Below are 24392 nucleotides of genomic sequence, written 5' to 3'. Positions count from 1 at the left end.
GAGCTGTTCCGATGAAAATGACTTCCCGCCCCGCGGGCGCCTGCGCGCGCCTGCCGGTTGCCCTTGGCCTGGCCGTGGCCGCGTCACTGGCCCATGCTGCGCCTGCCGAGCAGGCGCGCACCCTCGACACGATGGTGGTCACCGCCGCCGCACCGTCCTCGCCGCTGCACTGGGTGACCGATCCGCGCCTGCCGCGGCAGCCTGTGCCGGCCAGCGACGGTGCCGATTACCTGAAGACCGTCCCCGGCTTCTCCGCCATCCGCAATGGCGGCACCAACGGCGACCCGGTGCTGCGCGGCATGTTCGGTTCGCGGCTGAACATCCTCAGCAACGATGGCAACCTGATCGGTGCCTGCCCGTCGCGCATGGACAATCCGCTGTCCTACATCGCGCCGGAGAGCTTCGACCGGCTGACCATCATCAAGGGGCCGCAGAGCGTGCGCTGGGGCGCAGGAGCCTCGGCCGGCACCGTCCGTTTCGAGCGCGATACGCCGCGCTTCGAGGAACCGGGGCTGCGTGCCGATGCCAGTGCGCTGGCTGGTTCGCGCCACCGCAATGACCAGGTGCTGGACCTGACCCTGGGCAATCCGACCGGCTACGTGCGCGCCAGCGGCAACCGTTCCGAGGCCGATGACTACAAGGACGGCCACGGTGATGTGGTGCCGTCGAAGTGGCGCAAGTGGAACGGTGACGTGGCCATCGGCTGGACGCCGGATGCCGACACGCTGCTGGAAATCTCCGCCGGTGCCGGCGATGCCATCGCGCGCTACGCCGGGCGCGGCATGGACGGTGCTGCGTTCGAACGCACCAGTTATGCCGCGCGCTTCGAGAAGCGCAACCTGCCCGGTGCGTGGGATACGTTGCAGGCCAACGTGTACTACAACGAAGCCGACCACGTGATGGACAACTACACGCTGCGCACGCCGAACCCGCACAGCATGATGCCGATGCCGATGGCCTCGAACGTGGACCGCCGTACCCAAGGCGGCCGGGTCAGTTCCGAGTGGCGTTGGCAGGACGTGCAGCTGGTGGCCGGTGTGGATGGCGAAGACAGCCGCCATCGTGGCCGCATGGGCATGGGCCGCGACACCTACCGCCAGGCCGCCTGGGAGACCGATGCCAACTTCCGCCGCTACGGCGTGTTCACCGAGTTGACCCTGGGCGCCGGCACCGACCAGCGCTGGATCAGTGGCCTGCGCATCGACCGTGCCAGCGCCCGCGATGAGCGGCAATCGATCCGCGGAATGATGGGCAACCGGCCCAATCCGACCGCCGGGCAGACGCGCAAGGAATGGCTCGGCAGCGGTTTCCTGCGTTACGAGCAGGACCTGGCCGATGGCCTGACCTGGTACGCCGGCCTCGGTCACAGTGAGCGCATGCCCGACTACTGGGAGCTGTTCTCGCCCAACCATGGCCCGGCCGGTGCAGTGAACGCGTTCACCGGCGTGCAGCCCGAGCGCACCACCCAGCTCGACGTCGGCCTGCAGTACAAGGGGCCGCGCGTGCAGGCGTGGGTTTCGGCGTACGCCGGGCAGATCCAGGACGACATCCTGTTCACCTACCACGGCAGCGGCATGATGGGCATGAGCCAGGCCCGCAACGTCGATGCGCGCATCGCCGGTGCCGAAGCCGGGCTGGAAGTGAGCCTGGCCGAGCAGTGGAAGCTGGCTGGCACGCTGGCTTATGCCTGGGGCGAGAACCGCGACCAGCAGCGTCCGTTGCCGCAGATGCCACCGCTGGAAGCACGCCTGAGCGCGAACTGGGAAGGCGAGCGCTGGAGTGCCGGTGCGCTGCTGCGCGCGGTGACCCACCAGCATCGCGTCGCCGATGGCCAGGGCAATGTGGTCGCGCAGGACCTGGGGCCGAGTGCCGGCTTCGCCACCTTCGGGCTCAACGCAGCCTACCGCTTCAGTTCGCAGCTGCAGCTCAGTGCGGGCGTCGACAACCTGTTCGACCGCGCCTACAGCGAGCACCTGAACCTGGCCGGCAGCGCCGACTTCGGTTTCCCGGCCGACCCGGTGCGCATCAACGAGCCGGGCCGCAGCCTGTGGATGAAGGTGAACTACCGGTACTGATCCGCCGGGTGAAAAAAACCGGGGCCGGATCCCCGCCAGGATCCGTCCCCGCCCGACGCCCTCTGCCGGGCAGCTTCGACTCTACGATGGCAACGCCTGCGGTGCACGGCTGGATACACCTCGACACATGCCGACACCGCTGCTGCCAGCCTTGCACGGAACGGGTTCACGGCGCTATCGCGACGCCGGTTCCACGCCGGTAAACGCTTGGCACATATCGCTTCTGTGGGCGCTTGCCTACACTCGGCGGCCGTGGATCACTCAGGACCGTTCATGTTGGCTCGCATCGCTTCGACCCTGGCCCTTGGCCTCTGCCTGGCCGTGCTGGCCGGGTGCGCGGGCAAACAGGAGGCCGCCGCCCGTCGGCAGGGAGAAGCGGTGCCGGTCACCGCGCAGGTCGTGCAGTCCACGCAGTGGAACGACACGCTGCAGGCACTGGGTACGGCCAAGGCGCGCGAATCCATCAGCGTCACCGCCAAGGTCAGCGAGATCGTCGAGAAGGTGCACTTCGAAAGCGGCCAGCATGTTGCGGCCGGTGCGCCGATCGTAACCCTGCGCGGGCAGGCCCAGGAGGCCGCGCTGGTGCAGGCGCAGGCCACCTTCCATGAGGCCGACCAGCTGTACAAGCGCCAGCGCGAGCTGGCCACGCAGCGGCTGGTCTCCAGCGCCACGCTGGATACGCAGAAGTCGATCCGCGATGCCGCCGAGGCGCGCGTGGCGCAGATGCAGTCGGACATCGGTGACCGCCGCGTGCGTGCGCCGTTCGCCGGTGTACTCGGCATCCGCCAGGTCAGCCCGGGCACACTGCTGACGCCGACCACGGTGATCGCCACGCTCGATGACATCGAACACATGCACATCGATTTCCAGGTGCCGGAAGTGGAGCTGGCCGCGCTGGGCGTCGGTGACAAGGTCAGTGCCACCAGCGTGGCGTGGCCGGGCCGTACCTTCGAGGGCGTGGTCAGCACCATCGACGCACGCATCGATCCGGCCACCCGCGCGGTGACCGTGCGCGCCGACTTCGCCAACGGTGACCATGCCCTGCGCCCGGGCATGCTGCTGGATGTGCGCCTGTTCCACCCCGAGCGCCCGGCGCTGGTGATTCCGGAAATCGCCGTGGTGCAGGTCGGTCGCGATACCTTCGTGTACCGCATCACCGCCGACGACAGCGTCGAGCGCGTGGACGTGATCACCGGCGCACGCCGTGCCGGCGTGGTCGAGATCAAGCAGGGCCTGGAAGCGGGCCAGCGCATCGTGGTCGATGGCACCGGCAAGCTGCGCCCGGGCCTGAAGGTCGCGGCCAAGGATGCGGCACCGGCCAGCGGTGCGAAGCCGGCTGACGCGCCGGCGCCGGTCGCGGCCGAGGGCCACGGCGGATGAAACTGTCCGACATCTCCATCCAGCGGCCGGTGTTCGCCGTGGTGATGAGCCTGCTGTTGCTGGTGCTGGGCGTGATGTCCTTCACCCGCCTGACCCTGCGCGAACTGCCCGCCATCGATCCGCCGATCGTGTCGGTGTCGGTGGACTACACCGGCGCCTCGGCGGCGGTCATCGAAAGCCGCATCACCCAGGTTCTGGAAGATGCACTGGCTGGCATCGAAGGCATCGATACGATCAATGCGCGCAGCACCAACGGCCGCTCGCAGGTCAGCATCGAGTTCACTTCCAACCGCGATATCGAAGCGGCGGCCAATGACGTGCGCGATGCGGTCAGCCGTGTCGCCGACCGCATGCCGGAAGAAGCGCGGCCGCCGGAAATCGCCAAGGTCGAAAGCGATGCCGACCCGATCATCTGGTTCAACATGGTCTCCTCGACCATGGATACGCTGGAGCTGAGCGATTACGCCGACCGCTACGTGGTCGATCGCTTCTCCAGCCTCGACGGCGTGGCCCAGGTCCGCATCGGCGGCCGCCAGCGCTATGCAATGCGCATCTGGCTGGACCGCGACCAGCTGGCCGCACGCGGGCTGACCACCGGCGACGTGGAAACCGCGCTGCGCAACGAGAACGTGGAACTGCCGGCCGGCCGCATCGAGTCGACCGACCGCGATTTCACCCTGCGCGTGGAGCGCAACTACATCAAGCCGGAAGACTTCGCGACCATCCCGCTGGGCAAGGGCCGCGATGGCTATGTGGTGCGCATGGGCGACGTGGCGAAGATCGAACTGGCCTCGGCCGAGCGCCGCGCCTACTACCGCAGCAACGGCGAGCCGGGCATCGGCCTGGGTATCGTCAAGACCTCCACCGCCAACTCGCTGGACGTGGCGCGCACCGCGCGCGCTGAAGCCGAGCGGGTGGCGCTGTCGCTGCCCAAGGGCACGCAGATCTTTGTTGCGTTCGACAACACCACCTTCATCGAAGCCGCCGTGGACCGCGTCTACGCCACGCTGGTGGAGGCGATGATCCTGGTGCTGGCGGTGATCTGGCTGTTCCTCGGCAGCTTCCGCGCGGCGTTGATTCCCGCAGTGACGGTGCCGGTATGCCTGGTGGCGGCGTTCATCGCGCTGTACGCGTTCGACTTCTCGATCAACCTGCTGACCCTGCTGGCACTGGTGCTGTGTATCGGCCTGGTGGTGGACGACGCGATCGTGGTGGTGGAAAACGTGCAGCGCCGCATCGACCTGGGCGAGCCCCCACTGGTGGCCTCCAAACGCGGTACCACGCAGGTTGCCTTCGCGGTGATCGCCACCACCGCCGTGCTGGTGGCGGTGTTCCTGCCGGTCGGTTTCCTGGAAGGCAATACCGGACGATTGTTCCGCGAACTGGCGGTGGCGCTGGCGGCAGCGGTGGCGCTGTCCGCATTCGTAGCGCTGACGCTGACGCCGATGATGGCCTCCAAGCTGCTCAAGCCGCACACCGGGCAGGCACCACGTGGCCTGCATGGCTTCATCAACCGCAATCTGGAGCGCCTGGCCTCGGGCTATGGCCGCGTGCTCGACCACCATGTCGACCGCACCTGGATCTACCTGCTGGTGATGGTGGCCGCACTGGCTGCCAGCTGGGGTCTGCTCAAGCTGCTGCCGTCGGAGCTGGCGCCAGCCGAAGACCGCGGTTCGTTCCAGATCATGATCGACGGCCCGGAGGGCGCCGGCTACGACTACACCGTGCAGCAGGTACAGCAGGTGGAAGCGATGCTGGCACCGCATGTCGGCCCGGACAAACCCATCGTGCGTGCCAACCCGCGCGTGCCGGGCGGCTGGGGCGCCAGCGAGGAAATGCACACCGGCCGCGTCAGCATCTTCCTGCAGCCGTGGCGCCAGCGTAGCGAGGGCACGCCGGATGTGGCCAATGAGCTGCAGAAGGAACTGGACACCATCCGCGGCGTGCGCGTGCGTACCCAGGTCGGTGGTGGCCTGGTGCGCAGCGGCGGGCAGCCGTTCCAGATCGTGCTGGGCGGGCCGGAGTACGCCGAGATCGCGCAGTGGCGCGACCGCATCCTGCTGCGCATGGCCGACAATCCGGGCCTGGTCGGCCCGGACTCGGACTACAAGGAAACGCGGCCGCAGATGCGGGTCAACATCGACCGCCAGCGCGCGGCCGACCTCGGCGTGCCGGTCACCGCGATCGGATCGGCGCTGGAAACCATGATGGGTTCGCGCCGCGTCACCACCTTCGTCGACAACGGCGAGGAGTACGACGTGCTCGTGCAGGCCGGTCGCGATGGACGCGCCAGCCCGGCCGACCTGGCCGCGATCCGCGTGCGTGCCACCTCCGGTGAGCTGGTGCCACTGTCCAACCTGGTCACGCTGAGCGAAGTGGCCGAGGCCGGCACCCTGAACCGCTTCAACCGCCTGCGCTCGATCACCATCAACGCTGGCCTGGCGCCGGGCTATCCACTGGGTGAGGCCATCGCCTGGGCGCAGCAGGTCACGCGCGAAGAGCTGCCGCAGTATGCGCAGGTGAACTGGAAGGGCGAATCGCGCGAGTACCAGAGTGCGGGCGGCGCAGTGCTGCTGACCTTCGCGATGGCCCTGCTGGTGGTCTACCTGGTGCTGGCCGCGCAGTTCGAAAGCTTCATCCACCCGCTCACCATCATGCTGACCGTGCCGCTGGGTGTGCTCGGTGCGCTGGTCGGATTGTGGGTGAGTGGTGGCACGGTGAACCTGTTCAGTCAGATCGGCATCGTCATGCTGGTCGGCCTGGCAGCGAAGAACGGCATCCTCATCGTCGAATTCGCCAACCAGCTGCGCGACGACGGAAGAACCGTGCGCGAGGCGATCATCGAATCGGCGATGGTGCGCCTGCGCCCGATCCTGATGACCTCTATCGCCACCGTGGTCGGCGCGATCCCGCTGGTGGTGGCCGGTGGCCCCGGTTCGGCCAGCCGTGGCACGATCGGCATCGTGATCATCTTCGGCGTGACCCTTTCGACCTTCCTGTCGCTGTTCGTGGTGCCGGCGTTCTACGCGCGGCTGGCCCCGTACACCCGTTCGCCGGAAGCGGTGAAACGCGAGCTGGAGAAGCAGGAAGCGGAATCGCCCTCGGTGGGTGGCCATGCCTGATCCGACCACGTTGCTGCGGGGCGATGGCTTCCAGCTGCGCCCCTGGCGCGCGGATGATCTGGAATCGCTGCTGCGCCATGCCAACGACGCCGAGGTGTCGCGGGGCCTGCGTGATCGCTTCCCGTACCCGTACACGCGCGAGGATGGCGAGGCCTTCCTCGCCGGCCGCGTACTGGCCCCCGGCACCCTGAACCTGGCCATCGAGATCGACGGCCAGGCCTGCGGCAGTGTCGGCGCCCAGCAGGGCGTGGCCGAGCGCGGTCATATGGCTGAACTTGGCTACTGGCTGGGCCAGGCCTACTGGGGCCAGGGCCTGATGACCCGCGTGGTCGGCCTGTTCGCGCCGTGGGTGATGGACGAACTGCGCCTGTTCAGGCTGCAGGCCGGGGTGGTCGACTTCAACCTCGGCTCGGCACGGGTGCTGGAAAAGAACGGCTTCCAGGAAGAGGGCGTGGATCGCTGCGCGATCTACAAGCGGGGTGAGCTGCACGACCTGCGCCGCTTCGCCCGGGTGCGCACGCAGCTGCCCTGAACACGCGGGCGGGCCGCTGTAGAGCCGATCCCATGCTCGGCTTGGGCCCCTGACGGCAGCCGAGGATGGGCTCGGCCCTGCAAAACAGCGCTACCGCAGCGGCCTTCGATCAGGGAGAATCGACCGGTCCCCTCCAGCCGACGGGACGTCCTTACAACCCGCCGACTGGAGAGAGCGCGCGTGGAAGCTACCGTACATTTCATCAACAGCATCATCTGGAGCAAGGCGCTGATCTTCATGTGCCTGGCCGCCGGCCTGTTCTTCAGCCTGCGCACGCGCTTCATGCAGATCCGTGGTTTCGTCGAGATGTGCCGCCTCACCGTCAAGGGTGAGAAATCCGACGCCGGCGTGTCCTCGTTCCAGGCCCTGGCCATGTCGATGGCCGGCCGCATGGGCATCGGCAACATCGCCGGCGTGGCCACCGCCATCGCCTTCGGCGGCCCCGGTGCCATCTTCTGGATGTGGGTGATGGGCTTCCTCGGCGCGTCCACGTCGTATGTGGAATGCACCCTGGCGCAGATCTACAAGACCAAGGACGCCGAAGGCCGCTACCGCGGTGGCCCGGCGTATTACATCGAAAAGGCCATGGGCCTGAAGTGGTACGCGCTGGCCTTCGCCATCGCCACGATCATCGCTGCCGGCTTCCTGATGCCGGGCGTGCAGGCCAATGCCATCGCCGACAGCATCATCAACGCCTGCCGTGGCACCGCGCTGTGCGGTCCGCTCGATGGCCAGGCTTTCGGCATGGAGTCGGTGCAGGCGCTGAAGCTGGGCATCGGCATCGTGGTCGCGCTGCTGCTGGGCGTGGTGATCTTCGGTGGCGTCAAGCGCATCGCCAACTTCGCCGAAGTGGTGGTGCCGTTCATGGCCGCCGGCTTCATCCTGATGGCCATCGTCATCATGATCATCAACTACGACCGCGTGCCGGAAATGTTCGGCATCATCTTCAAGAGCGCCTTCGGCACCCACGCCGCGTTCGGCGCGATGATGGGCCTGGCAGTGGAGTGGGGCATCAAGCGCGGCATCTACGCCAACGAAGCCGGCCAGGGCTCGGGCCCGCATGCTGCAGCCGCCTCGGAAGTCTCGCACCCGGCCAAGCAGGGCTACGTGCAGGCCTTCGCCATCTACTTCGACACCATGATGGTGTGCACCGCCACCGCGTTCCTGATCCTGGCCAGCGGCACCTACAATGTGTACTCGCCGGTGCCCGGCGCCGCGCCGATCTTCCAGGGCCTGGCCGGCATCCCGGAAGGCGCAGGCTACGCGCAGGCCGGCGTTGAAGCCGTGCTGCCGGGCTGGGGCTCGGCGTTCGTGTCCATCGCCATCTTCTTCTTCGCCTTCACCACCATCATGGCGTACTACTACATGGCCGAGACCAACCTCAGCTATGTGAACCACAACAAGAAGCGCCCGCTGACCGTGCTGCTGCTGCGCCTGGGCATCATCGGCATGGTGGTGTTCGGCGCGTTCCATAACGCCACCCTGGCCTGGGCGCTGGGTGACATCGGCGTGGGCCTGATGGCCTGGCTGAACATCATTGCCATCCTCATCATCCAGAAGCCGGCCATGCTGGCCCTGCGTGATTACGAACGACAGAAGAAGCTCGGCCTCGATCCGATCTTCGACCCCGATGCCCTGGGCATCAAGAACGCCGATTTCTGGCGTCAACGCAAGCTGGAGTTGTCCCGTAGTGAATGATCCCTGGAAGAACGCCCGCCGCCCGTCGTCGCGACCGCCGCGGGCCACCCCGCTGCCACCGCGTGAGGGCGGCACCCCGCCACCGCCGGGGCGTGGCAACGACGAACTGCGCCTGTATGGCTGGAACGCCGTGCAGGCCCTGTTCGCCAAGCGCCCGCAGGCGCTGCGCAAGCTGTACCTGGTGGACGCGCTGATTCCGCGCATGCAGCCGGTGCTGAAGTGGTGCGTGGCCAACCGCGTGGGCTATCGCGTGGTGGAAGAGGGCGATCTCAACAAGCTGGCCGCTACCACGCACCACGAAGGCCTGGTGGCCGACGTGCTGCGCGCGCCGGTCGTGCCGCTGGCGCAGTGGCTGGCGGATCTGGGCGAAGGTCCGGCGCTGGCGTTGTGGCTTGATGGTGTCGGCAACCCGCACAACTTCGGCGCGATCCTGCGCTCGGCCGCACACTTCGGGGTCAAGGCGCTGCTGCTGCCGGCCGGCAGCACGCTGGCGCTGTCCGGTGCCGCCGCACGCGTGGCCGAGGGCGGTGCCGAGGCGGTGCCGCTGGTGCAGCTGCCGGAGACCGCAGAGGCGATGGCACAGCTGCGTGCGGCCGGCTTCGGGCTGGCCGCGACCCTCGTTGATGGTGGCGACGACGTGTTCCGTGCGTCCCTGCCGGAACGGCTTGTGTACGTGATGGGCGCTGAAGGCGAAGGCATGGACCGTGGCCTGGCGAGCCAGTGCGATCTGCAGGTCTCGATTCCCGGCAGTGGTGCGGTGGAAAGCCTCAACGTGGCCTCGGCCACGGCCGTGCTGTTGGCGCAGTGGGCCAGTCGCCGCGTGAGGTGAGAGCTGCAGACAGGCTAGGGTGATTCGAGTCCACGTCTGCATGTCCAGTTGGAAGTGCCTCGGCTTGGGAAGTAAACGAGCCGGGGACGCTTCTCCAGCAACATTTGGTTCAGAACTGCACCTTGGTGCGCCACGATGTTACGAGGTCCACGTCGGTGCCGAGCAGCGCAAGGTCACACGCGATCTGTCCAGCCTCGTAACATTGAATTGGCTGGCAGACGGTGTCGGCGGGATTGTGCATGAGTTCGTTTCTCAGCTTCCGCAAAGACGTGAGGGCACGCTTGTGTTCGTCGCAGATCAGTTTCCCTGCACAAAGATCGTCGATGATCTTCCAGGTTTCGCGAGATCTAGCGTTCTCCTCGTTCTCGATCATCCAGTGCCACCGGAGAGAGGACTCGATGATGAACCATGAGAGGACGAATGACATCCTATAGTCGTTGTCGGCGTATGCGGTTTTGGCCTTGAGCAGATAGGAGAGCCATGTGACGTGATGTTCGTTGCGTGCTATGAGCGCGAATTTCTGCAGCGCAAACCGAGCAGCTTCGACATGAACTACTTCGTGGGGAATTCTCCATCCGGGTGCTTCCAGGGGAGAAGGCGCAAGGGCGCCTCCAGCTACCCATCCGGACAGCGCATGCATGACCGTGGTCAAGGTGCGAGCCGTGCCAAAGCTGACGTTTACGGGGCGGCCGTCGAGGAATCCGACCTTGCATATCTCCTTCGCCCGGGTTGCAGTGGCGGAGACTTCGTAGGAGTCAGGATGCTTTATCGACTCCGATTCCAAGCACAGCTGAAGTGCATTGGCGTAATCCAAGTGTCGATCCATCCATATTGCAGACTGATCAAAATCACCTGAAATGCCCATATCTGGCGCGGTCTGCGAAAGGTGTCGCACATTCAGTAGCATCAAACCGTTGACGCAAATTGCCGCATTGAATCGTTCGGTTTGCAGGCACGCCTTCACTTCCGGAATGATGCCGAGAAGGCATTGATTCTGTTCGGGATCATAGATGTTGACGCGTTGTCCCAGCCAGAACGGGTACGCGCTATGGAAACCCAAGTGGAAATCCATCTGGTCGAGCAGTTCGAATCCTTCCACGCGTACTTTCCAAGAAAACGGATTGTCTGTATGGGGATGTTCGCAGCTGAAGGAAAGAGGGGGAGACGCTGAGCCTGCAACTCAGCGTCTTCCGCCTTCAGAATTTCACTCGTTCGGTGGCGTGGTCGCCTTGGCCTCGCTGCCGAAGCTGCCATCGGCTTCCGCCGCCAGGTAGGCGAACACAGTGTAGGCGGCCACGTTCTGTGCCAGCGCCTTCGGGTCGATCTTGTCCAGCGTGTCGTCGGCGGTGTGGTGCAGGTGGAAGTAGTCCGAACCATCCTGCGCCAGCCACGCCCACGCACCGCCCTTGGCGGCCAGCGGGCCGACGTCCGGGCCCGGGCCACCCTTGTCGGCCTGGTACTCGATGCCCAGCGGCTTCATCACTTCGGCAATCTGCTTCGTCGCTTCGCGCGAGCCTTCCGGGTTCGGCGAACCGGTATTGAAGGCGTAGATGCGGCCGGCGCCAAAGTCACTCTCGGCAGCCAGCTGGTGCAGGGCGACGTCCTTGGCATGCGCCTCGGCGTAGGCCTTGCCGCCGTACAGGCCCTGTTCTTCGTTGGCGAAGGCGACCACACGGATGGTGCGCTTCGGCGCCTGTTTGAGCAGGCCGATCAGGTGGCCTGCGGCCATGGTGATGCCCACGCCCGCGCCGTCATCCACCGCGCCGGTGCCCAGGTCCCATGAATCCAGGTGACCACCAATCACCACCACTTCCTTAGGCAGGCTGCGGCCGGTGATCTCGCCGATCACGTTGTACGAGGTGGCGGTGCCATCCCAACCGCAATCCAGCGCGACCTTCACCGTGGTGCTGCCACGGGCCAGCAGGCGCGCCAGCTGGTCGGCATCGGGCACCGACAGCGCCGCCGACGGCACCGGGGTCAGGCCGTCATCGAAACGGGTGATGCCGGTGTGCGGCACGCGGTGCGAGTCGGTACCGGCCGAGCGCATCAGGAAGCCCACCGCGCCCTTGCGGATCGCCTCGGACGGGCCCTTGCTGCGGATCGCACCGCCACGGCCATAGTCGCGGCCATCGCGGAACGGCAGCATCTGGTAATCGACGAAGGCGATCTTGCCTTTCAGCGAACCGGCCGGTGCGGCCTGCAGTGCGGCCAGATCGGCGAAGCGGACCACTTCGGCTTCAACGGTGCCGCCCGGGCTGCCGCCCAGTGCGGTGATCTGCAGCGGCTGCGGGTTCTTGCCGGTCACGGCGGCGTGTTCGCTGCGGCGCTCCCACTTCGGGAACGTCACCGGCTCCTTCCACACCTTGTCGAAGCCGAGGGCCTTGAACTTGGCTTCGGCCCAGGCCACGGCACGGGCGTCGGCTTCGCTGCCGGCGATGCGCGGGCCGATCTCGGTGGTGAGCGATTCGACCACCTTCCAGCCGGTGTCGTCGGCCAGCGCCTGATCGCGCAGCTGTGCGGCGGTGGCCAGCGACGCCGGGGGCAGGGTGGTGGTGTGCGGCGCCGCGAAGGCCGGGGCGGCCAGCAGGGCGAGGGAGGATGCGATGGCAAGGACGCGGCGACGCATGGACAGCTCCGGGAAGGGACCAAGCCTTGGAGCTTAACAGTCGTTCAGCCCGGCGCATGGGCGGGAGGTCATGGCTGGCGCGGATGCTGTTTTCCGCCAGATGCAGCAAAGCGAAAGCCCGCCGGGGCGGGGCTTTCGCCTGCTTCTGTAGAGCCGAGCCAATGCTCGGCTGCCTTTTGCAGATCAGCCGAGCGTGGGCTCGGCTCTACAGGTGGGAGGGGCGCCGGTAGGCGCCCGATACCTTATTTCTTCAGGCTGTCGCGGATCTCGCGCAGCAGCACCACTTCCTCGGCCGGCGCTGCCGGTGCCGCTTCCTTCTTGCGCGACAGGCGGTTGATCACCTTGATCACCAGGAAGATGGCGAAGGCCACGATCACGAACTGGATCAGCGTATTGATGAAGTCGCCGTAGCCGATCACCACCGCCGGAATCTCCTTGCCGTCCGGCCCGATGCGGGCCGGCGACAGCGTCCACGCCAGCTGCGAGAAATCCACCTTGCCGATCAGCATGCCCAGCGGCGGCATGATGATCTTCTCGACCAGCGCCGTCACGATCTTGCCGAAGGCCGCGCCGATCACCACGCCGACGGCGAGGTCGATGACGTTGCCGCGCATCGCGAATTCCTTGAACTCGGTGAGCATTCCCATTGTTGTTTTTCTCCGGTGGGGGAAGTGGACAGCGCGCAGGGTAGCGCAGGTGATGTCAGCCGGCGATCACGCCGTGGCGCTCGGCCACGTTTTCCAGGCGGGCACTGAAGCGGTCGCCGGGCTTCAGTGCGGCCACCCCGGACGGGGTGCCCATGAACACCAGGTCGCCGGCACGCAGCTGCCACAGCTTGGACAGCTCGTGCAGGATCTCCGGCACGTTCCAGATCATCTGGTCCAGCAGCGCCTGCTGGCGCACCTCGCCGTTGACCTCCAGCGACAGGTTCAGCGCGGCCAGGTCGCCCACTTCCTCGGCGTGGACGATTTCGCTGATCGGCGCGGAGGCATCGAAGCCCTTGGCCGCGTCCCACGGGTGACCCTTGTCCTTGGCGGCGGCCTGCAGGTCGCGGCGGGTCAGGTCCAGGCCCACGGCGTAGCCGTAGACCAGTGCATCGGCATCGGCCACGGCCAGCTCACCGGCAGGTGCATCGCGGCCGATCGCCACCACCAGTTCCACTTCGTGGTGCAGGTTGGCAGTCGCCGGCGGGTAGGGGATGGCATCGTCGTGGCCGACCACGATCGCATCGGCCGGCTTGCTGAAGAACATCGGGCGGCCGCGGTCATCGGCCGCCGGCACCGCTGCGCCCATTTCGCGGGCGTGGTCGGCGAAGTTGCGGCCGACGCAGTAGATGCGGTGCACGGGGAAACTGCCGCCACCGGCTACCGGCACACGCGGCAGGGCTACGGCAGGGATCACATCGGAGACATCGGACATGCGGGCATCCAGGAAGGGCGTGCCCGCAGTCTAGAACGCATGGCGCCCGCCGTCAGCGGGCGCGGATGGCGCAGGTCAGCGCGAGACCGGCAACACCGGCTTGCGCACCACGCGGTACTCGCCCTCGACCACGGCCGGGTCGACCGGACGCGCGGCGCCCGGCTTGCGCGACGCCAGCAGCTTCCACGCCAGGCCGACCATGATCATCGCCGCACCAACAAACACGCCGATGAACACCATCGCGGCCAGGATCGCCAGGCCAAGCAGGCCCACGGCAACGCGCACCAGCGGGTGACGCGGCTTGCGCGGCGCGAACAGGGTGCGGAACTGGTTGAAGGCGGATGCGCGATTGAACATGGCGGCTCGATAGGCTGGGATCAGCGAAAACAGAGTATCGGGACGCGCCACTGTCATTGAGTGAAAAACTCGTTAAATATAGCCTGTGCTTATTACGGATCAATGACTTGTGTTCATGTCGCAGCCAGTCACCTGAGTGGGCATGCGACAATGCGGGTTTACTGTCCGAGCCTTCGCCATGACTGCCGCTGCTTCCCTGATCGCCCTTGATGCCATTGCCGATGGCGCGTTTGCCGAGGTCGAAGCGGTGGTCGATGGCGATGCCGAGTCGCTGGTGCTGTACCGCGACGGCGCGCAGGTGCGTGCGTTCCTGAACATCTGCCCGCACGCCGGCCGACGCCTGGACTGGGCCCCGGGCCAGTTCCTGAAGAGCCGCGAAGGCCACCTGGTCTGCGCCGCCCACGGCGCCTCGTTCGCGCTGGACAGCGGCGACTGCATTGCCGGTCCCTGCAAGGGCGACCGCCTGCGCGCAGTGCCGGTGGACGTGCGCGACGGGCAGGTTTACCTGGCCTGAGGCAACCGGTGTGCGAACCAAGGTTCGCACCCACAGGATCAATGGATATCCAGAGATCCATCCACGCATGGCGTGGATCTACCGTGTCGACCAAGGTCGACACCCACCAACAGCAAAGAATTCCGTTCCGACAGCTCGCGGAAAACTATCGAAGGCGGGGTGGGTCCGGTTGCGGGGGCGTGAGCCGCATGGATGCGGCGACCGAGCTTACAGGGACGTACTTGCAGCGTCCCCCGCCACCGGACCCACCCCGCCATCCCACGGATAGCAGGCTGTTGCTGTTGCCGTTGCTGTTGCTCCGGCTGTTGCCGTTGCCTCTGCGGGTGCAGGGCGCAGCCCTGCCAACAAACCCCAACCCTCAGAACATCAGGTTGATCATCAACACCACCACGCAGGTGTAGATCAGCGACAACGGTCCGCCGACCCGCCACATCTCGCGCGGGGTGTAATTGGCCGGACCGGTGATCATCGAAATCACCGGGTTGGAGGCCGTCATCAGGTTGTTGGACGCCGACAGCGCCACGATCAGCGCGAACGCCGTCGGGTTGCCACCCGCCGCCAGTGCCAGGTTCACCGCAATGGGCACCATCACGATGGTTGCGCCCACATGGCTGATCACCAGCGAGAACGCCGTGGTCAGCAGCGCCAGCGCCACCTCCAGCACCCACACCGGGATGCCGGTCGGCAGCTTGTCGATGGTATGGCCGGCCACCCATGCCGCCGCACCACTGGAATCCATCGCCCAGCCGAGCGGAATCAGCCCGGCCATCATGAACACCGTCTTCCAGTTGATCGAGGCATAGGCCTCGTCCATGCGCAGCACGCCGGTCAGCAGCATGCCGGCCACGCCGGTCATCAGCGTCAGCGCCACCGGCAGCTTGCTGGTCAGCGCGATCAGGATGGTCAGCGCGAAGATCGCCATCGCGATCTTGAACTTGTGCGGGCGCTGCTCGCCGGTCGGGTAGTCGGTCACCACCACGAAGTCACGGCTGCGCGCGGCCTGCGCCAGATCGGTCCAGATGCTGTGGAAGACCAGCATGTCGCCGGCGCGCAGCTGCACGTCGCGCACGTCCTCGCGGATCACCTGCTTGTCGCGGTTGATCGCCAGCAGGCTGATGCCGCGCTCCTTGCGCAGGCGCAGGTCCGCGGCGCTCTTGCCGATCACGTTCGAGGTCGGCGGTACCACCGCCTCGGAAATACCGGCACGGCTCGGGTTGAACAGGTCGCCCAGGTGCTTCAGGCGCGAAGACATGCGCAGGAACTGGTTCTGCGCGAAATCGTTGATCTGCTCGCGCGGGCCCATCGCGCCGAGCACGCTGCCGACCCAGATGCGCATTTCCGCCGGCGGCGCCAGGCGGGTGTCGTTGCCGGTTTTCAGGGCCAGCAGCAGCGGGGCATCGTGCAGGTTCTCGGCCTCGCCCAGGGTCATGCCCACCAGCGGGCTTTCCGCGCTGACCACCAGCTCGAACACATCGCCTTCGATGCCGTAGGTCTTGGCGAAGTAGCTCTCGGTGCGTGCGGGCGTGACCCCGTCGTTGACCAGGTTCTCTTCCTCGATCAGCTTGCGGTCGCCGTAGTAGCGGAAATACAGCAGCGAGGCGATCAGCAGGGCCACGCCGATCGGCAGCGGCGCGAACATGCGCAGCGGCTCGATGGTGGCCAGGCCCGAGGGCAGGTTGTTGTTGGCCGAGGCCAGCAGATCGTTCAGCAGGATCAGCGGCGAGTTGCCGACCATGGTCAGCGCGCCGCCCATCACGATTGCCGCCGAAATCGGCAGCAGCAGGCGCTGCAGGGTCAGGCCGGTGCGCGCTGCCAGTCGCGAGGCGACCGGCAGGTACAGCGCCATCACCGACGGGTTCTGCATGAAGGACGAGTTCAGGCCGGCGATGGCCGTGGTCATCATCAGCAAGCGCTGCTCGACGCCATGGCCGCGCCGCAGCAGCCAGGCCGCCAGCCGGTTCAGCGCCCCGGTGCGGTCCAGGCCGGCACCGAGGATGGTGGTGGCGATGATGCTCATCACCGCGTTACCGGAGAAACCGCCGAAGATTTCCTCCGGCGCGATCAGGCCGGTGACACCCAGCACCACCAGCACCACCAGCGCGACCACGTCGGCGCGGATGCGCTCGAACAGGAACATCGCCATCGTGAAGCCGACCAGCCCGAGCACGAGCTTCATGTCGTTGGTCAGCGTCAGCGCGGTATCCATGTGGGGCGCGGCGTCCTCAGGCGATCGTCAGGTGCGGTCGTACAGCAGGTCCCAGACGCCGTGGCCGAGCTTCTGGCCGCGGGTCTCGAAGTGCGTCTGCGGGCGCCAAGCCGGGCGCGGCACGCTGCCACGCGGGCCGGCGCGGTTGACCAGGCCGGCGGTGGCATCGAGCACGTCCCACATCTGCTCGGCGTAGTCTTCCCAGTCGGTGGCGCAGTGCAGGCGGCCACCCGGGCGCAGCTTGCGCACCAGCAGCTCGGCGAACGCCGGCTGCAGCAGGCGGCGCTTGTTGTGGCGCTTCTTGTGCCACGGGTCCGGGAAGTAGATGCGCACTTCATCGAGCGCGCCATCGGCGATCTCGTTCTGCAGTACTTCCACCGCATCGTGGTGGTACAGGCGCACGTGGTCGGCGTTGTCGTCGGCCAGCGCGTTCAGCAGCCGGCCCACGCCGGGCGCGTGCACTTCGATGCCGATGTAGTCGCGCGACGGGTCGTGCTGGGCGGCGAAGCGCAGCGCGGCACCGTTGCCGAAGCCGATTTCCAGCACCTTGTGCGCCGGGCGCCCGAAGGTGGCGTCCAGGTCACGCGGCTGGCCGTTGTAATCGATGCCGAAGCGCGGCCAGCGTTCGTCGAACGCGCGCTGCTGGGCGGGGGTGAAGCGGCCCTGGCGCAACACGAAGCTGCGCACCTCGCGGCGGCCTTCGCTGACGGTGAAGGGCTTGGGCGGAGCCTTGGAACCGGCGCTGTCGAAAGGATTGGTCATCAGCCGATCAGCCCATCCACCGGGGAGGAGGCGCTGGCGTAGCGCTTGCGCGGGATGCGCCCGGCCAGGAACGCCTCGCGGCCGGCCTCGACCGCCTTGCGCATGGCACTGGCCATCAGCACCGGGCTGCGTGCACCGGCAATGGCGGTGTTCATCAGTACGCCGTCGCAGCCCAGCTCCATCGCGATTGCCGCGTCCGACGCGGTGCCCACGCCGGCGTCGACGATGATCGGCACCTTGGCGTCTTCGATGATCTGCAGCAGGTTGTACTTGTTCTGGATGCCCAGGCCCGAACCGATCGGTGCGGCCAGCGGCATCACCGCAGCGCAGCCGATCTCTTCCAGGCGCTTGGCCAGGATCGGATCGTCGGAGGTATAGACCATCACCTCGAAGCCGTCCTTGACCAGCTGTTCGGCGGCCTTGAGGGTCTGCACCACGTCCGGGTACAGCGACTTCTGGTCGCCCAGCACTTCCAGCTTGGTCAGGTTGTGGCCGTCCAGCAGCTCACGTGCCAGCCGGCAGGTACGCACCGCGTCTTCGGCGGTGTAGCAGCCGGCGGTGTTGGGCAGGATGGTGTAGCGCTCCGGCGGCAGCACGTCGAGCAGGTTGGGCTCGCCCGGGTTCTGCCCGATGTTGGTGCGGCGGATGGCCACGGTGACGATCTGGGCGCCTGCAGCCTCGGTGGCCAGGCGCGTTTCTTCCAGATCCTTGAACTTGCCGGTGCCGGTGAGCAGCCGCGAGCCATAGGTCTTGCCGGCGATCACCAGCGAATCGGGGGAGACATGAACGTTCATGGCGCGATTATCGCCTATCCGCCTGAAGATGGGATCACGCAATGGCGTGCCGGCCGCTGGCCGGCAAACCCGCGCAGGTCTCAGCCCCCGCCCAGCGCGTGCACGATCTCGACAATGTCGCCTTCGGCCAGGACGTGCTCGCCATGGCGGCTGCGGCTGATGATCTCGCCGTTGACCTCCACCGCCACCCGGCGCTGCAGCAGCTGCTCGGCCTCGAGCAGGTCGTGGAGGGTTGCCGAGGCGGGCAGGGTGCGGGGTTCGCCGTTGAGCTGGATGTTCATCCCTGCATTGTCGCTGATAGCCCGTCGAGATCGGAACGTTTGCAATTTGAACCGGGCGCCAGCTCCAGCACAGCGGGTTCCGGCGTGATCAGGCGACAATCCATGCGGCGGCGCAGCGTGAGCAAACGGCGGCGCGGTGAAACCATTGACCGTGCGCCGGCGTACGTGCGCCGGATTCCAACCTATTTACCCCACAGGAGTTCCTAGATGCAGCTCAGCAAACACCCGATCCGCTCCCTGATGGCGGCTGCGATCGCACTCGCCGCGCTGCCGGCCATGGCAGGCGAAAGTCCGTATTCCAAGGCGGTGTTCTTCGGCGACAGCCTCACCGACGCCGGCTATTTCCGCCCGCTGCTGCCTGAGGCCACCCAGGGGCTCTCCGGCCAGTTCACCACCAACCCGGGCTGGGTGTGGTCGCAGCAGGTCGCCAACTACTACGGCCTCAACAAGGACCCCAACGGCAACGGCCAGAACGGCGACAACTACGCTGTCGGCGGTGCCCGCGTGTCGGTCGAAGGCGGTGGTGCCCTTGGCGCGATCCCGTCGTTGAAGTCGCAGGCGGCCCGTTACCTGGCCGCAAACGGCGGCAAGGCTGATCGTAATGCCCTGTATACCGTCTGGGGCGGCGCCAACGACCTGTTCGCCGCGGCCGGTGCTGCCGGCGCGGGTGCGTCGCCGGCCCAGGTGCAGGGCATCATCGGCGCGGCGGTCACCGACCAGATCGCGCTGGTCGGCGCCCTGAAGCAGGCCGGTGCCCAGTACGTGCTGGTGCCGAACCTGCCGGACGTGGGCATCACCCCGCAGTTCCGCGGCCCCAACGCGGCAGCCGCCACCGCCATGTCGGTGGGCTACAACAAGGCACTGTACGGCGGCCTGAAGCAGGCAGGCATCGAGTTCATTCCGCTCGATACCTTCAGCATCCTGCGTGAAGTGACCGCCAACCCGGGCATGTACGGCTTCACCAACGTCACCGGCACCGCCTGCAAGATCAACCCGGCCAACACCACGGGCAGCATCATCGGCTGCAACCCGACGACCTACGTCAGCCCCGATGCGTACCAGACCTATCTGTTCGCCGATGGCGTGCATCCCACTGTGACCGGTCACCAGCTGCTGGGCCAGTACGCCGTCTCGGTGCTGGAGGCTCCGCGCCTGCAGCAGGTGCTGAGCCACTCGGCACAGACGGTCGGCCGTTCGCGTGCCGACCAGGTCAGCAACCACCTGGGCGCCCGTCCGGCCGATGGCCTGTCGTGGTGGGGTGGCGTGCGCGGTGACATGCAGCGCTATGACCACGCCGACCTGTACGACGGCGTGGCGCCGGCCGGCCTGTTCGGTGTCGACTGGGCACGTAACGGCGTGGTGGTGGGTGGCTTCGCCGGCTTCGGCCGCATGAGCGCCGACTTCGGCAACAGCCGTGGCGACTTCACCCAGAAGGACACCACCGCCGGCCTGTTCGCTGCCTGGTATGGCGACCGCGTCTGGGTCAACGGCCAGGTCAGCTACACCTGGTCGTCGTATGACGTGAACCGCAAGGTCCAGCTGGGTCCGGCCACCCGTGAGCATGGTGGTTCGCCGGATGGCAGCAACCTGACCGCCGCACTGAATGCCGGTTACGAGTTCGGCACCGAAGGTGGCTTCCGCCACGGCCCGATCGCTTCGGTGATCTGGCAGAAGGTGAAGATCGACGGCTACACCGAAAGCGCCACCGCCGGCACCATGGCCACTGCGCTGGGTTACGACCGCCAGAACGTCGACTCGACCGTCGGCCGCGTCGGCTGGCAGGCCCGCTTCGATGGCGGCACCGTCAAGCCCTACGTGCAGGTGACCTACGACCACGAGTTCGAGGACACCAAGCAGGCCAGCGCCTGGCTGCAGACTCTGCCGGAACTGGGCAGCTACCGCGTGCCGGGCCTGGACTTCGACAAGAACTACGCCACCGCCGTACTGGGTGCGCGCATGGACCTGTTCGGCCTGCAGGGCAACGTTGGCCTGAGCACCACGGCCGCCCAGAAGCGCGCCCGTGACGCGACGATCTTCGCCACCGTGGGTGGCAGCTTCTGATGAATGCAACATCCCGGGCACCGCAAGGTGCCTGGGATGCCTGCACGGCAGCGCCGGGCGATGCCTGGCGGGTGCGGCGGCCACCATTGCGCAACACCGGCCGCTCCGCATAGACTTTCACCCGTAATGCGGGCGTAGCTCAATGGTAGAGCCGTAGCTTCCCAAGCTACTGACGTGGGTTCGATTCCCATCGCCCGCTCCACTTCGACTTTCCAGGGACTTCCACCGGAGTCCATAGAACACCGTAAGTCATTGTCAGAATTGAGGATTTTCACCCAGCCTCGATCCACTGACATCCAGCGAGAACCACTGACAACCGGCCCAAACTGGTACAAAAAGTGGCCCAAACAATGTGCGAGGTTCCCAATCCGCATTGTTGCTGGAGGAGCTGGCGCTAGAAGAGAACGATTGCATTCAACTCGCCTTCTGGAGTTGGACATATGCTCTCGGACCTCATGGCTCGGCAAGCCAAGGCCACCGGCAAGCCGTACTCGCTTGCCGATTTCGACGGCCTTTACCTCTACGTCTCCGCCATCGGCAGCAAGGTATGGCACTTCCGCTATTCCTGGCTGGGCAAGCGTGAGCGCATCACCTTTGGCGGCTATCCGGCCCTCTCCTTGAAACAGGCTCGCGACTTGCGTGAAGAGGCGCGGGCGCTGCTGGCCAAGGACATCAACCCGCACTCGGAACGCAAGCGCAAACGTCACGTGATTGTCCTGGCTGGCGAGCACACCTTCCAGACCATCTACGACAAATGGCTGGCCCACCGCAGCCTCTCTCTGGAAAATGAGGGCCGCCAAAGTACGCCCAAGCAGATCGGGCGCGTCTTCGCCAAGGACGTGTTTCCCGTATTGCGCCACCTGACCATCTACGACGTCACCCGCGCCCACCTGCTGGACATCATCGGCAGAGTGGAAAAGCGTGGCTCGCTGTCGGTGGCCGAGAAGCTGCGCACCTGGTTCAGCCAGCTATTCACCTACGCCTCGGTGGTGGTGCCCAACATGGGCGACAACCCGGCCAAGGATTTGGACGTGGTGGCGATGCCGCTGCCCCCGGTGGAGAACAATCCCTTTTTGCGCATGCCCGAGCTGCCGGCAATGCTGCAGACGTTGCGCAAGTACAGCGGTCGCCTGAATACGCAACTGGGTCTACGTCTGCTGCTGCTCACGGGCGTGCGCACCGGTGAATTGCGCTACGCCACGCCCGATCAGTTTGATCTGGAGCGCGGTCTGTGGATCATCCCGGTTGTCAGGCTCAAGCAACGCAAGCAGCTCACCAAGAAGAAGCGCCAGCGTTTCGCCGACATCCCGCCATACATCGTGCCACTGTCGTTGCAGGCACAAGAGGTCGTTCGTCATTTGCTGGGAAATCTGAAGCCAGCACAGGTGTATCTTATCCCCGGTGATTGGTGCCTGAAAAACCCTCTGAGCGAGAACACGCTCAATGGCGCGCTCAAGCGTATGGGCTATGAAGACCAACTCACTGGGCATGGCGTTCGCGCCACCATCTCGACTGCGCTCAATGAATTGGGGTATCCGCCCAAGTGGGTAGACGCCCAACTTTCGCATGCCGATCCGGATCGGATCAGCGCGACCTACAACCACGCCGAGTACGTCGAGCAACGCCGCGTCATGATGCAGGACTGGGCCGACCGGCTGGACTTGTTCGAGCAGAATCAGGTCGAAGTTGCCAGCACGCACTTGACCATCACGTTGCAGGGCCTGCCCACAATCGCCGGACAGGCGGCAGCGCAGCCGCCCGCCCTGAATCCAAACGCCCCTCAGTTGATCGTTGCGCCTGCACCCGATGCACCAGCGGTTCCAGCTTCCGTCTATCGACTTTCGGCGGTGCATCTGCCCGAGTACGCGCGACCCACGCTGTCAGAGGTGCAGCGCGAGCGCTTGCAATTGCTGGAGATATTCGAGGCATCCCACAACCTGTCGGTGGCCGATTACGCCAAGCTGGTTGGCAAGTCCCGCCGCTGGATCACTTACGAGATTCAGGCCGGCAATCTCCTGTCGATCCATCTGGGTCACCGTGGGCAGCGCGTCCCGGACTGGCAACTCGACCCCATCAAGCGCAAGCTGATTCAGGCTGTCCTGAAGCTGGTGCCGCGCGGTATCGACACCTGGCACATCTATCACGCACTGCTGCGGCCATACGATGCCCTGGGCAAGTGTCCAGTCATCGAGGCCGTCGATCCGACCAACCTGCATCTTGCAGCTCGACTGGTCGCCGCACATGCCATAGAAACCGATGAGCTTGCAGAGCAATCGGAGGCGTCTCCGGTGCTGGCCAGGCAGACTGTAGAGCGCCTGGTAAAAACGGCAATGTTGGTTGATATGCCCGAAGATCCCGTCGCCCGTTGAGCTGAGGCCGGGCGGCAGCACCGTCCGGTCAAGGTCAAAGGAGGGAACGTCGATCGCTTCGCATGGCCGCCCATCCGTCTTCTGCGCGGCCAACTCGCAATTTCCACGTTTTGGCAGGCAGCGTTTAGCGTCGGATCAGCGCTCGGCAGTCACCATAGGCGACTTCTCGGTAATGCTATCTCGCTATATCAGTATCTCGATCGGATATGACACCAGCGGATTTTCGTTGCCAATCTCAAGCCCCGATCAATAGATTCCGAGCGTTCGCCGCTTTTTGAAACCGCTGGCGCATCAGACCATACCGATACGGTTTTGCGAGAGCAGCCACTTCTCACGATCCTGATAGCGCAAGCGTCACTGTCGAGCCGCGACAGACGCTCGGTTTTCTTGTGCCCGATGGATTTTTGCACATCGAGCACACAACGCCTACTCGTTGCGCGAACTGATCAGAAGTCATCAAAAGCGGGCGTCATCACTCGCGTCTTGCGCGGACAACAGGCCGACCATGAGGACGGCTGCAAAAGCAGTCGGCCCTGTAGTTCTTCTCCTGGAAGGAGACGGAGCATGCACGAGAACAAAAATGATGCACCAACATCAAAGGTGTTCTACCGCCCGCTCGAAGCGTCCATCCGCTGGGCCGGACTGCTGCGATACGAGCAGGTGATCCTGGCTTCGGTCTCGTCGCCTATGGATCTGCCGCAGTCGCTGGACTGCCCGCGTTTGGGCGAACTGCGGCTGTACACCGACCGCATCTATGACGGCATCCTCAACGGGGAACTGCCCTTCGGGCAGCATGGCATCACGACACGCGACACCGCGTTGATCGAATCGCCTGATCTGACGGTACGCCATGTCGATCTGAAGTGCTGGATGCGCCAGCACTACCCCGAGCAGCGGCCCGGCTTTCTCTTCTCCCGCAGCGAGCGCATCATCCATCCCTTCATCTCCCTAGAAACAGGGCAAGCCATGCTGGTCGAACGCCAGGCTTTGAAATCCGCCCTGGAACAGACCAAACGTCAGCTTCGCGAGTTGCAGGACAAGCATGACGCGCTGCTCAAGCAGTCCACGGTGATTTCGGCATGCGCGCAGTGTCCGATCAGTGATCGGGCCGAGGCCACCTACCTGAACATCGTTGGCGGCCTGTTAGAGCTGATGCTCGGCCAGTCGCCATCGGGCACGCCGTACTCCAGCTTCAAGACGCAGGAGGCCGTGGTCAGCGCGCTGGTCGCCCATCACAGCGGCGCCATGGGTATCGCGGAGCGGACATTGAACGGCAAGTTCGCCACCGCCAGGCGCCGGTTGCGTAGCGCCTCCCGCTGAGATTTGCCAGCTTGTATGTGCAGTAGCGGAGATTGCATTTGCAATGT

General features: G+C 65.7%; 19 protein-coding genes and 1 tRNA gene. 11 read left to right on the top strand and 9 right to left on the bottom strand.

Annotated features, from left to right (window positions below):
• Positions 1-11: 11 nt before the first annotated feature.
• The 6 genes from M1L61_RS18280 to M1L61_RS18255 all read left to right on the top strand — a co-directional run bounded on the left by M1L61_RS18280 (position 12) and on the right by M1L61_RS18255 (position 9636).
• On the top strand, positions 12-2075 hold the full coding sequence (locus tag M1L61_RS18280) for a TonB-dependent copper receptor (protein WP_248853883.1): 2064 nt from the start codon (positions 12-14) through the stop codon (positions 2073-2075).
• A 273-nt stretch (positions 2076-2348) separates the two neighbouring features.
• Complete coding sequence (locus M1L61_RS18275) at positions 2349-3455, top strand: efflux RND transporter periplasmic adaptor subunit (RefSeq protein ID WP_109814711.1); 1107 nt, start codon at positions 2349-2351, stop codon at positions 3453-3455.
• Positions 3452-6577, top strand: coding sequence for an efflux RND transporter permease subunit (locus M1L61_RS18270; RefSeq protein WP_010481452.1), 3126 nt, complete (start codon positions 3452-3454; stop codon positions 6575-6577). The genes M1L61_RS18275 and M1L61_RS18270 overlap by 4 nt, the downstream gene beginning before the upstream one ends.
• Positions 6570-7109, top strand: a complete 540-nt coding sequence (locus M1L61_RS18265) for a GNAT family protein (protein ID WP_029379754.1) — start codon at positions 6570-6572, stop codon at positions 7107-7109. Before M1L61_RS18270 ends, M1L61_RS18265 begins: the two co-directional genes overlap by 8 nt.
• 180 nt (positions 7110-7289) lie before the next feature.
• On the top strand, positions 7290-8807 hold the full coding sequence (locus tag M1L61_RS18260) for an alanine/glycine:cation symporter family protein (protein WP_010481454.1): 1518 nt from the start codon (positions 7290-7292) through the stop codon (positions 8805-8807).
• 52 nt (positions 8808-8859) lie between these two features.
• Complete coding sequence (locus M1L61_RS18255) at positions 8860-9636, top strand: TrmH family RNA methyltransferase (RefSeq protein WP_248854794.1); 777 nt, start codon at positions 8860-8862, stop codon at positions 9634-9636.
• 109 nt (positions 9637-9745) lie between these two features.
• On the opposite strand, the gene M1L61_RS18250 is transcribed toward M1L61_RS18255, so the two are convergent.
• The 5 genes from M1L61_RS18250 to M1L61_RS18230 form a co-directional block, all read right to left on the bottom strand.
• Positions 9746-10735, bottom strand: coding sequence for a hypothetical protein (locus M1L61_RS18250; protein WP_248853882.1), 990 nt, complete (start codon positions 10733-10735; stop codon positions 9746-9748).
• A gap of 105 nt (positions 10736-10840) precedes the next feature.
• A complete protein-coding gene (locus M1L61_RS18245) occupies positions 10841-12262 on the bottom strand; it encodes a M28 family peptidase (RefSeq protein WP_248853881.1) in 1422 nt (473 codons plus the stop codon).
• Between the two features lie 242 nt (positions 12263-12504).
• Entirely contained in the window at positions 12505-12909 is a 405-nt protein-coding gene (gene mscL, locus M1L61_RS18240) for a large-conductance mechanosensitive channel protein MscL (RefSeq protein WP_010481458.1), read from the bottom strand.
• A 55-nt stretch (positions 12910-12964) separates the two neighbouring features.
• Positions 12965-13681 (bottom strand): fumarylacetoacetate hydrolase family protein, encoded by a 717-nt coding sequence (locus M1L61_RS18235; RefSeq protein ID WP_019660190.1) that lies wholly within the window; start codon positions 13679-13681, stop codon positions 12965-12967.
• Positions 13682-13756: 75 nt separating this feature from the next.
• A complete protein-coding gene (locus tag M1L61_RS18230) occupies positions 13757-14038 on the bottom strand; it encodes a hypothetical protein (RefSeq protein ID WP_248853880.1) in 282 nt (93 codons plus the stop codon).
• A 178-nt stretch (positions 14039-14216) separates the two neighbouring features.
• Between M1L61_RS18230 and M1L61_RS18225 the strand changes: the two genes are divergently transcribed.
• Positions 14217-14552 carry a Rieske (2Fe-2S) protein gene (locus M1L61_RS18225; protein WP_010481464.1) on the top strand — a complete coding sequence of 112 codons (336 nt, stop codon included), beginning with the start codon at positions 14217-14219 and terminating at the stop codon, positions 14550-14552.
• A 358-nt stretch (positions 14553-14910) separates the two neighbouring features.
• Here M1L61_RS18225 and M1L61_RS18220 read toward each other — a convergent pair whose 3' ends face one another.
• From M1L61_RS18220 to thiS, 4 genes are all read right to left on the bottom strand, one after another.
• Positions 14911-16758, bottom strand: a complete 1848-nt coding sequence (locus tag M1L61_RS18220; RefSeq protein WP_010481466.1) for an SLC13 family permease — start codon at positions 16756-16758, stop codon at positions 14911-14913.
• Positions 16759-16785: 27 nt separating this feature from the next.
• A complete protein-coding gene (gene trmB / locus M1L61_RS18215; protein ID WP_057504384.1) occupies positions 16786-17520 on the bottom strand; it encodes a tRNA (guanosine(46)-N7)-methyltransferase TrmB in 735 nt (244 codons plus the stop codon).
• A complete protein-coding gene (locus M1L61_RS18210; RefSeq protein WP_010481470.1) occupies positions 17520-18314 on the bottom strand; it encodes a thiazole synthase in 795 nt (264 codons plus the stop codon). Before M1L61_RS18210 ends, trmB begins: the two co-directional genes overlap by 1 nt.
• A gap of 80 nt (positions 18315-18394) precedes the next feature.
• Positions 18395-18595 (bottom strand): sulfur carrier protein ThiS, encoded by a 201-nt coding sequence (gene thiS, locus M1L61_RS18205; RefSeq protein WP_049454766.1) that lies wholly within the window; start codon positions 18593-18595, stop codon positions 18395-18397.
• Positions 18596-18802: 207 nt separating this feature from the next.
• Here thiS and M1L61_RS18200 point away from each other — a divergent pair, with 207 nt between their 5' ends.
• From M1L61_RS18200 to M1L61_RS18185, 4 genes are all read left to right on the top strand, one after another.
• The gene (locus M1L61_RS18200; RefSeq protein WP_071306353.1) at positions 18803-20656 is read left to right on the top strand and encodes an autotransporter domain-containing esterase; all 1854 of its coding nucleotides are present in this window, start codon (positions 18803-18805) and stop codon (positions 20654-20656) included.
• Positions 20657-20784: 128 nt separating this feature from the next.
• Positions 20785-20858: transfer RNA gene (locus tag M1L61_RS18195), tRNA-Gly, on the top strand.
• 238 nt (positions 20859-21096) lie between these two features.
• Positions 21097-23025 carry an integrase arm-type DNA-binding domain-containing protein gene (locus tag M1L61_RS18190; protein ID WP_125277412.1) on the top strand — a complete coding sequence of 643 codons (1929 nt, stop codon included), beginning with the start codon at positions 21097-21099 and terminating at the stop codon, positions 23023-23025.
• 564 nt (positions 23026-23589) lie between these two features.
• Positions 23590-24345 carry a hypothetical protein gene (locus M1L61_RS18185; protein WP_077575456.1) on the top strand — a complete coding sequence of 252 codons (756 nt, stop codon included), beginning with the start codon at positions 23590-23592 and terminating at the stop codon, positions 24343-24345.
• The last annotated feature ends 47 nt before the right edge of the window (positions 24346-24392 follow it).

The organism is Stenotrophomonas sp. NY11291, from assembly GCF_023277365.1.
In the GTDB taxonomy this organism is placed as follows: Bacteria; Pseudomonadota; Gammaproteobacteria; order Xanthomonadales; family Xanthomonadaceae; genus Stenotrophomonas; species Stenotrophomonas geniculata.
Note: the sequence above shows the minus strand (reverse complement) of the source record. Positions and strands in the feature narration are given on the sequence as shown.

Bases quoted from the DNA above. Each gene is read 5' to 3' on its own strand.
- M1L61_RS18280 (WP_248853883.1), top strand. From the start codon at position 12: ATGAAAATGACTTCCCGCCCCGCGGGCGCCTGCGCGCGCCTGCCGGTT.
- M1L61_RS18275 (WP_109814711.1), top strand. From the start codon at position 2,349: ATGTTGGCTCGCATCGCTTCGACCCTGGCCCTTGGCCTCTGCCTGGCC.
- M1L61_RS18270 (WP_010481452.1), top strand. From the start codon at position 3,452: ATGAAACTGTCCGACATCTCCATCCAGCGGCCGGTGTTCGCCGTGGTG.
- M1L61_RS18265 (WP_029379754.1), top strand. From the start codon at position 6,570: ATGCCTGATCCGACCACGTTGCTGCGGGGCGATGGCTTCCAGCTGCGC.
- M1L61_RS18245 (WP_248853881.1), bottom strand. From the start codon at position 12,262: ATGCGTCGCCGCGTCCTTGCCATCGCATCCTCCCTCGCCCTGCTGGCC.
- mscL (WP_010481458.1), bottom strand. From the start codon at position 12,909: ATGGGAATGCTCACCGAGTTCAAGGAATTCGCGATGCGCGGCAACGTC.
- M1L61_RS18235 (WP_019660190.1), bottom strand. From the start codon at position 13,681: ATGTCCGATGTCTCCGATGTGATCCCTGCCGTAGCCCTGCCGCGTGTG.
- M1L61_RS18230 (WP_248853880.1), bottom strand. From the start codon at position 14,038: ATGTTCAATCGCGCATCCGCCTTCAACCAGTTCCGCACCCTGTTCGCG.
- M1L61_RS18225 (WP_010481464.1), top strand. From the start codon at position 14,217: ATGACTGCCGCTGCTTCCCTGATCGCCCTTGATGCCATTGCCGATGGC.
- M1L61_RS18220 (WP_010481466.1), bottom strand. From the start codon at position 16,758: ATGGATACCGCGCTGACGCTGACCAACGACATGAAGCTCGTGCTCGGG.
- trmB (WP_057504384.1), bottom strand. From the start codon at position 17,520: ATGACCAATCCTTTCGACAGCGCCGGTTCCAAGGCTCCGCCCAAGCCC.
- M1L61_RS18210 (WP_010481470.1), bottom strand. From the start codon at position 18,314: ATGAACGTTCATGTCTCCCCCGATTCGCTGGTGATCGCCGGCAAGACC.
- thiS (WP_049454766.1), bottom strand. From the start codon at position 18,595: ATGAACATCCAGCTCAACGGCGAACCCCGCACCCTGCCCGCCTCGGCA.
- M1L61_RS18200 (WP_071306353.1), top strand. From the start codon at position 18,803: ATGCAGCTCAGCAAACACCCGATCCGCTCCCTGATGGCGGCTGCGATC.
- M1L61_RS18190 (WP_125277412.1), top strand. From the start codon at position 21,097: ATGCTCTCGGACCTCATGGCTCGGCAAGCCAAGGCCACCGGCAAGCCG.
- M1L61_RS18185 (WP_077575456.1), top strand. From the start codon at position 23,590: ATGCACGAGAACAAAAATGATGCACCAACATCAAAGGTGTTCTACCGC.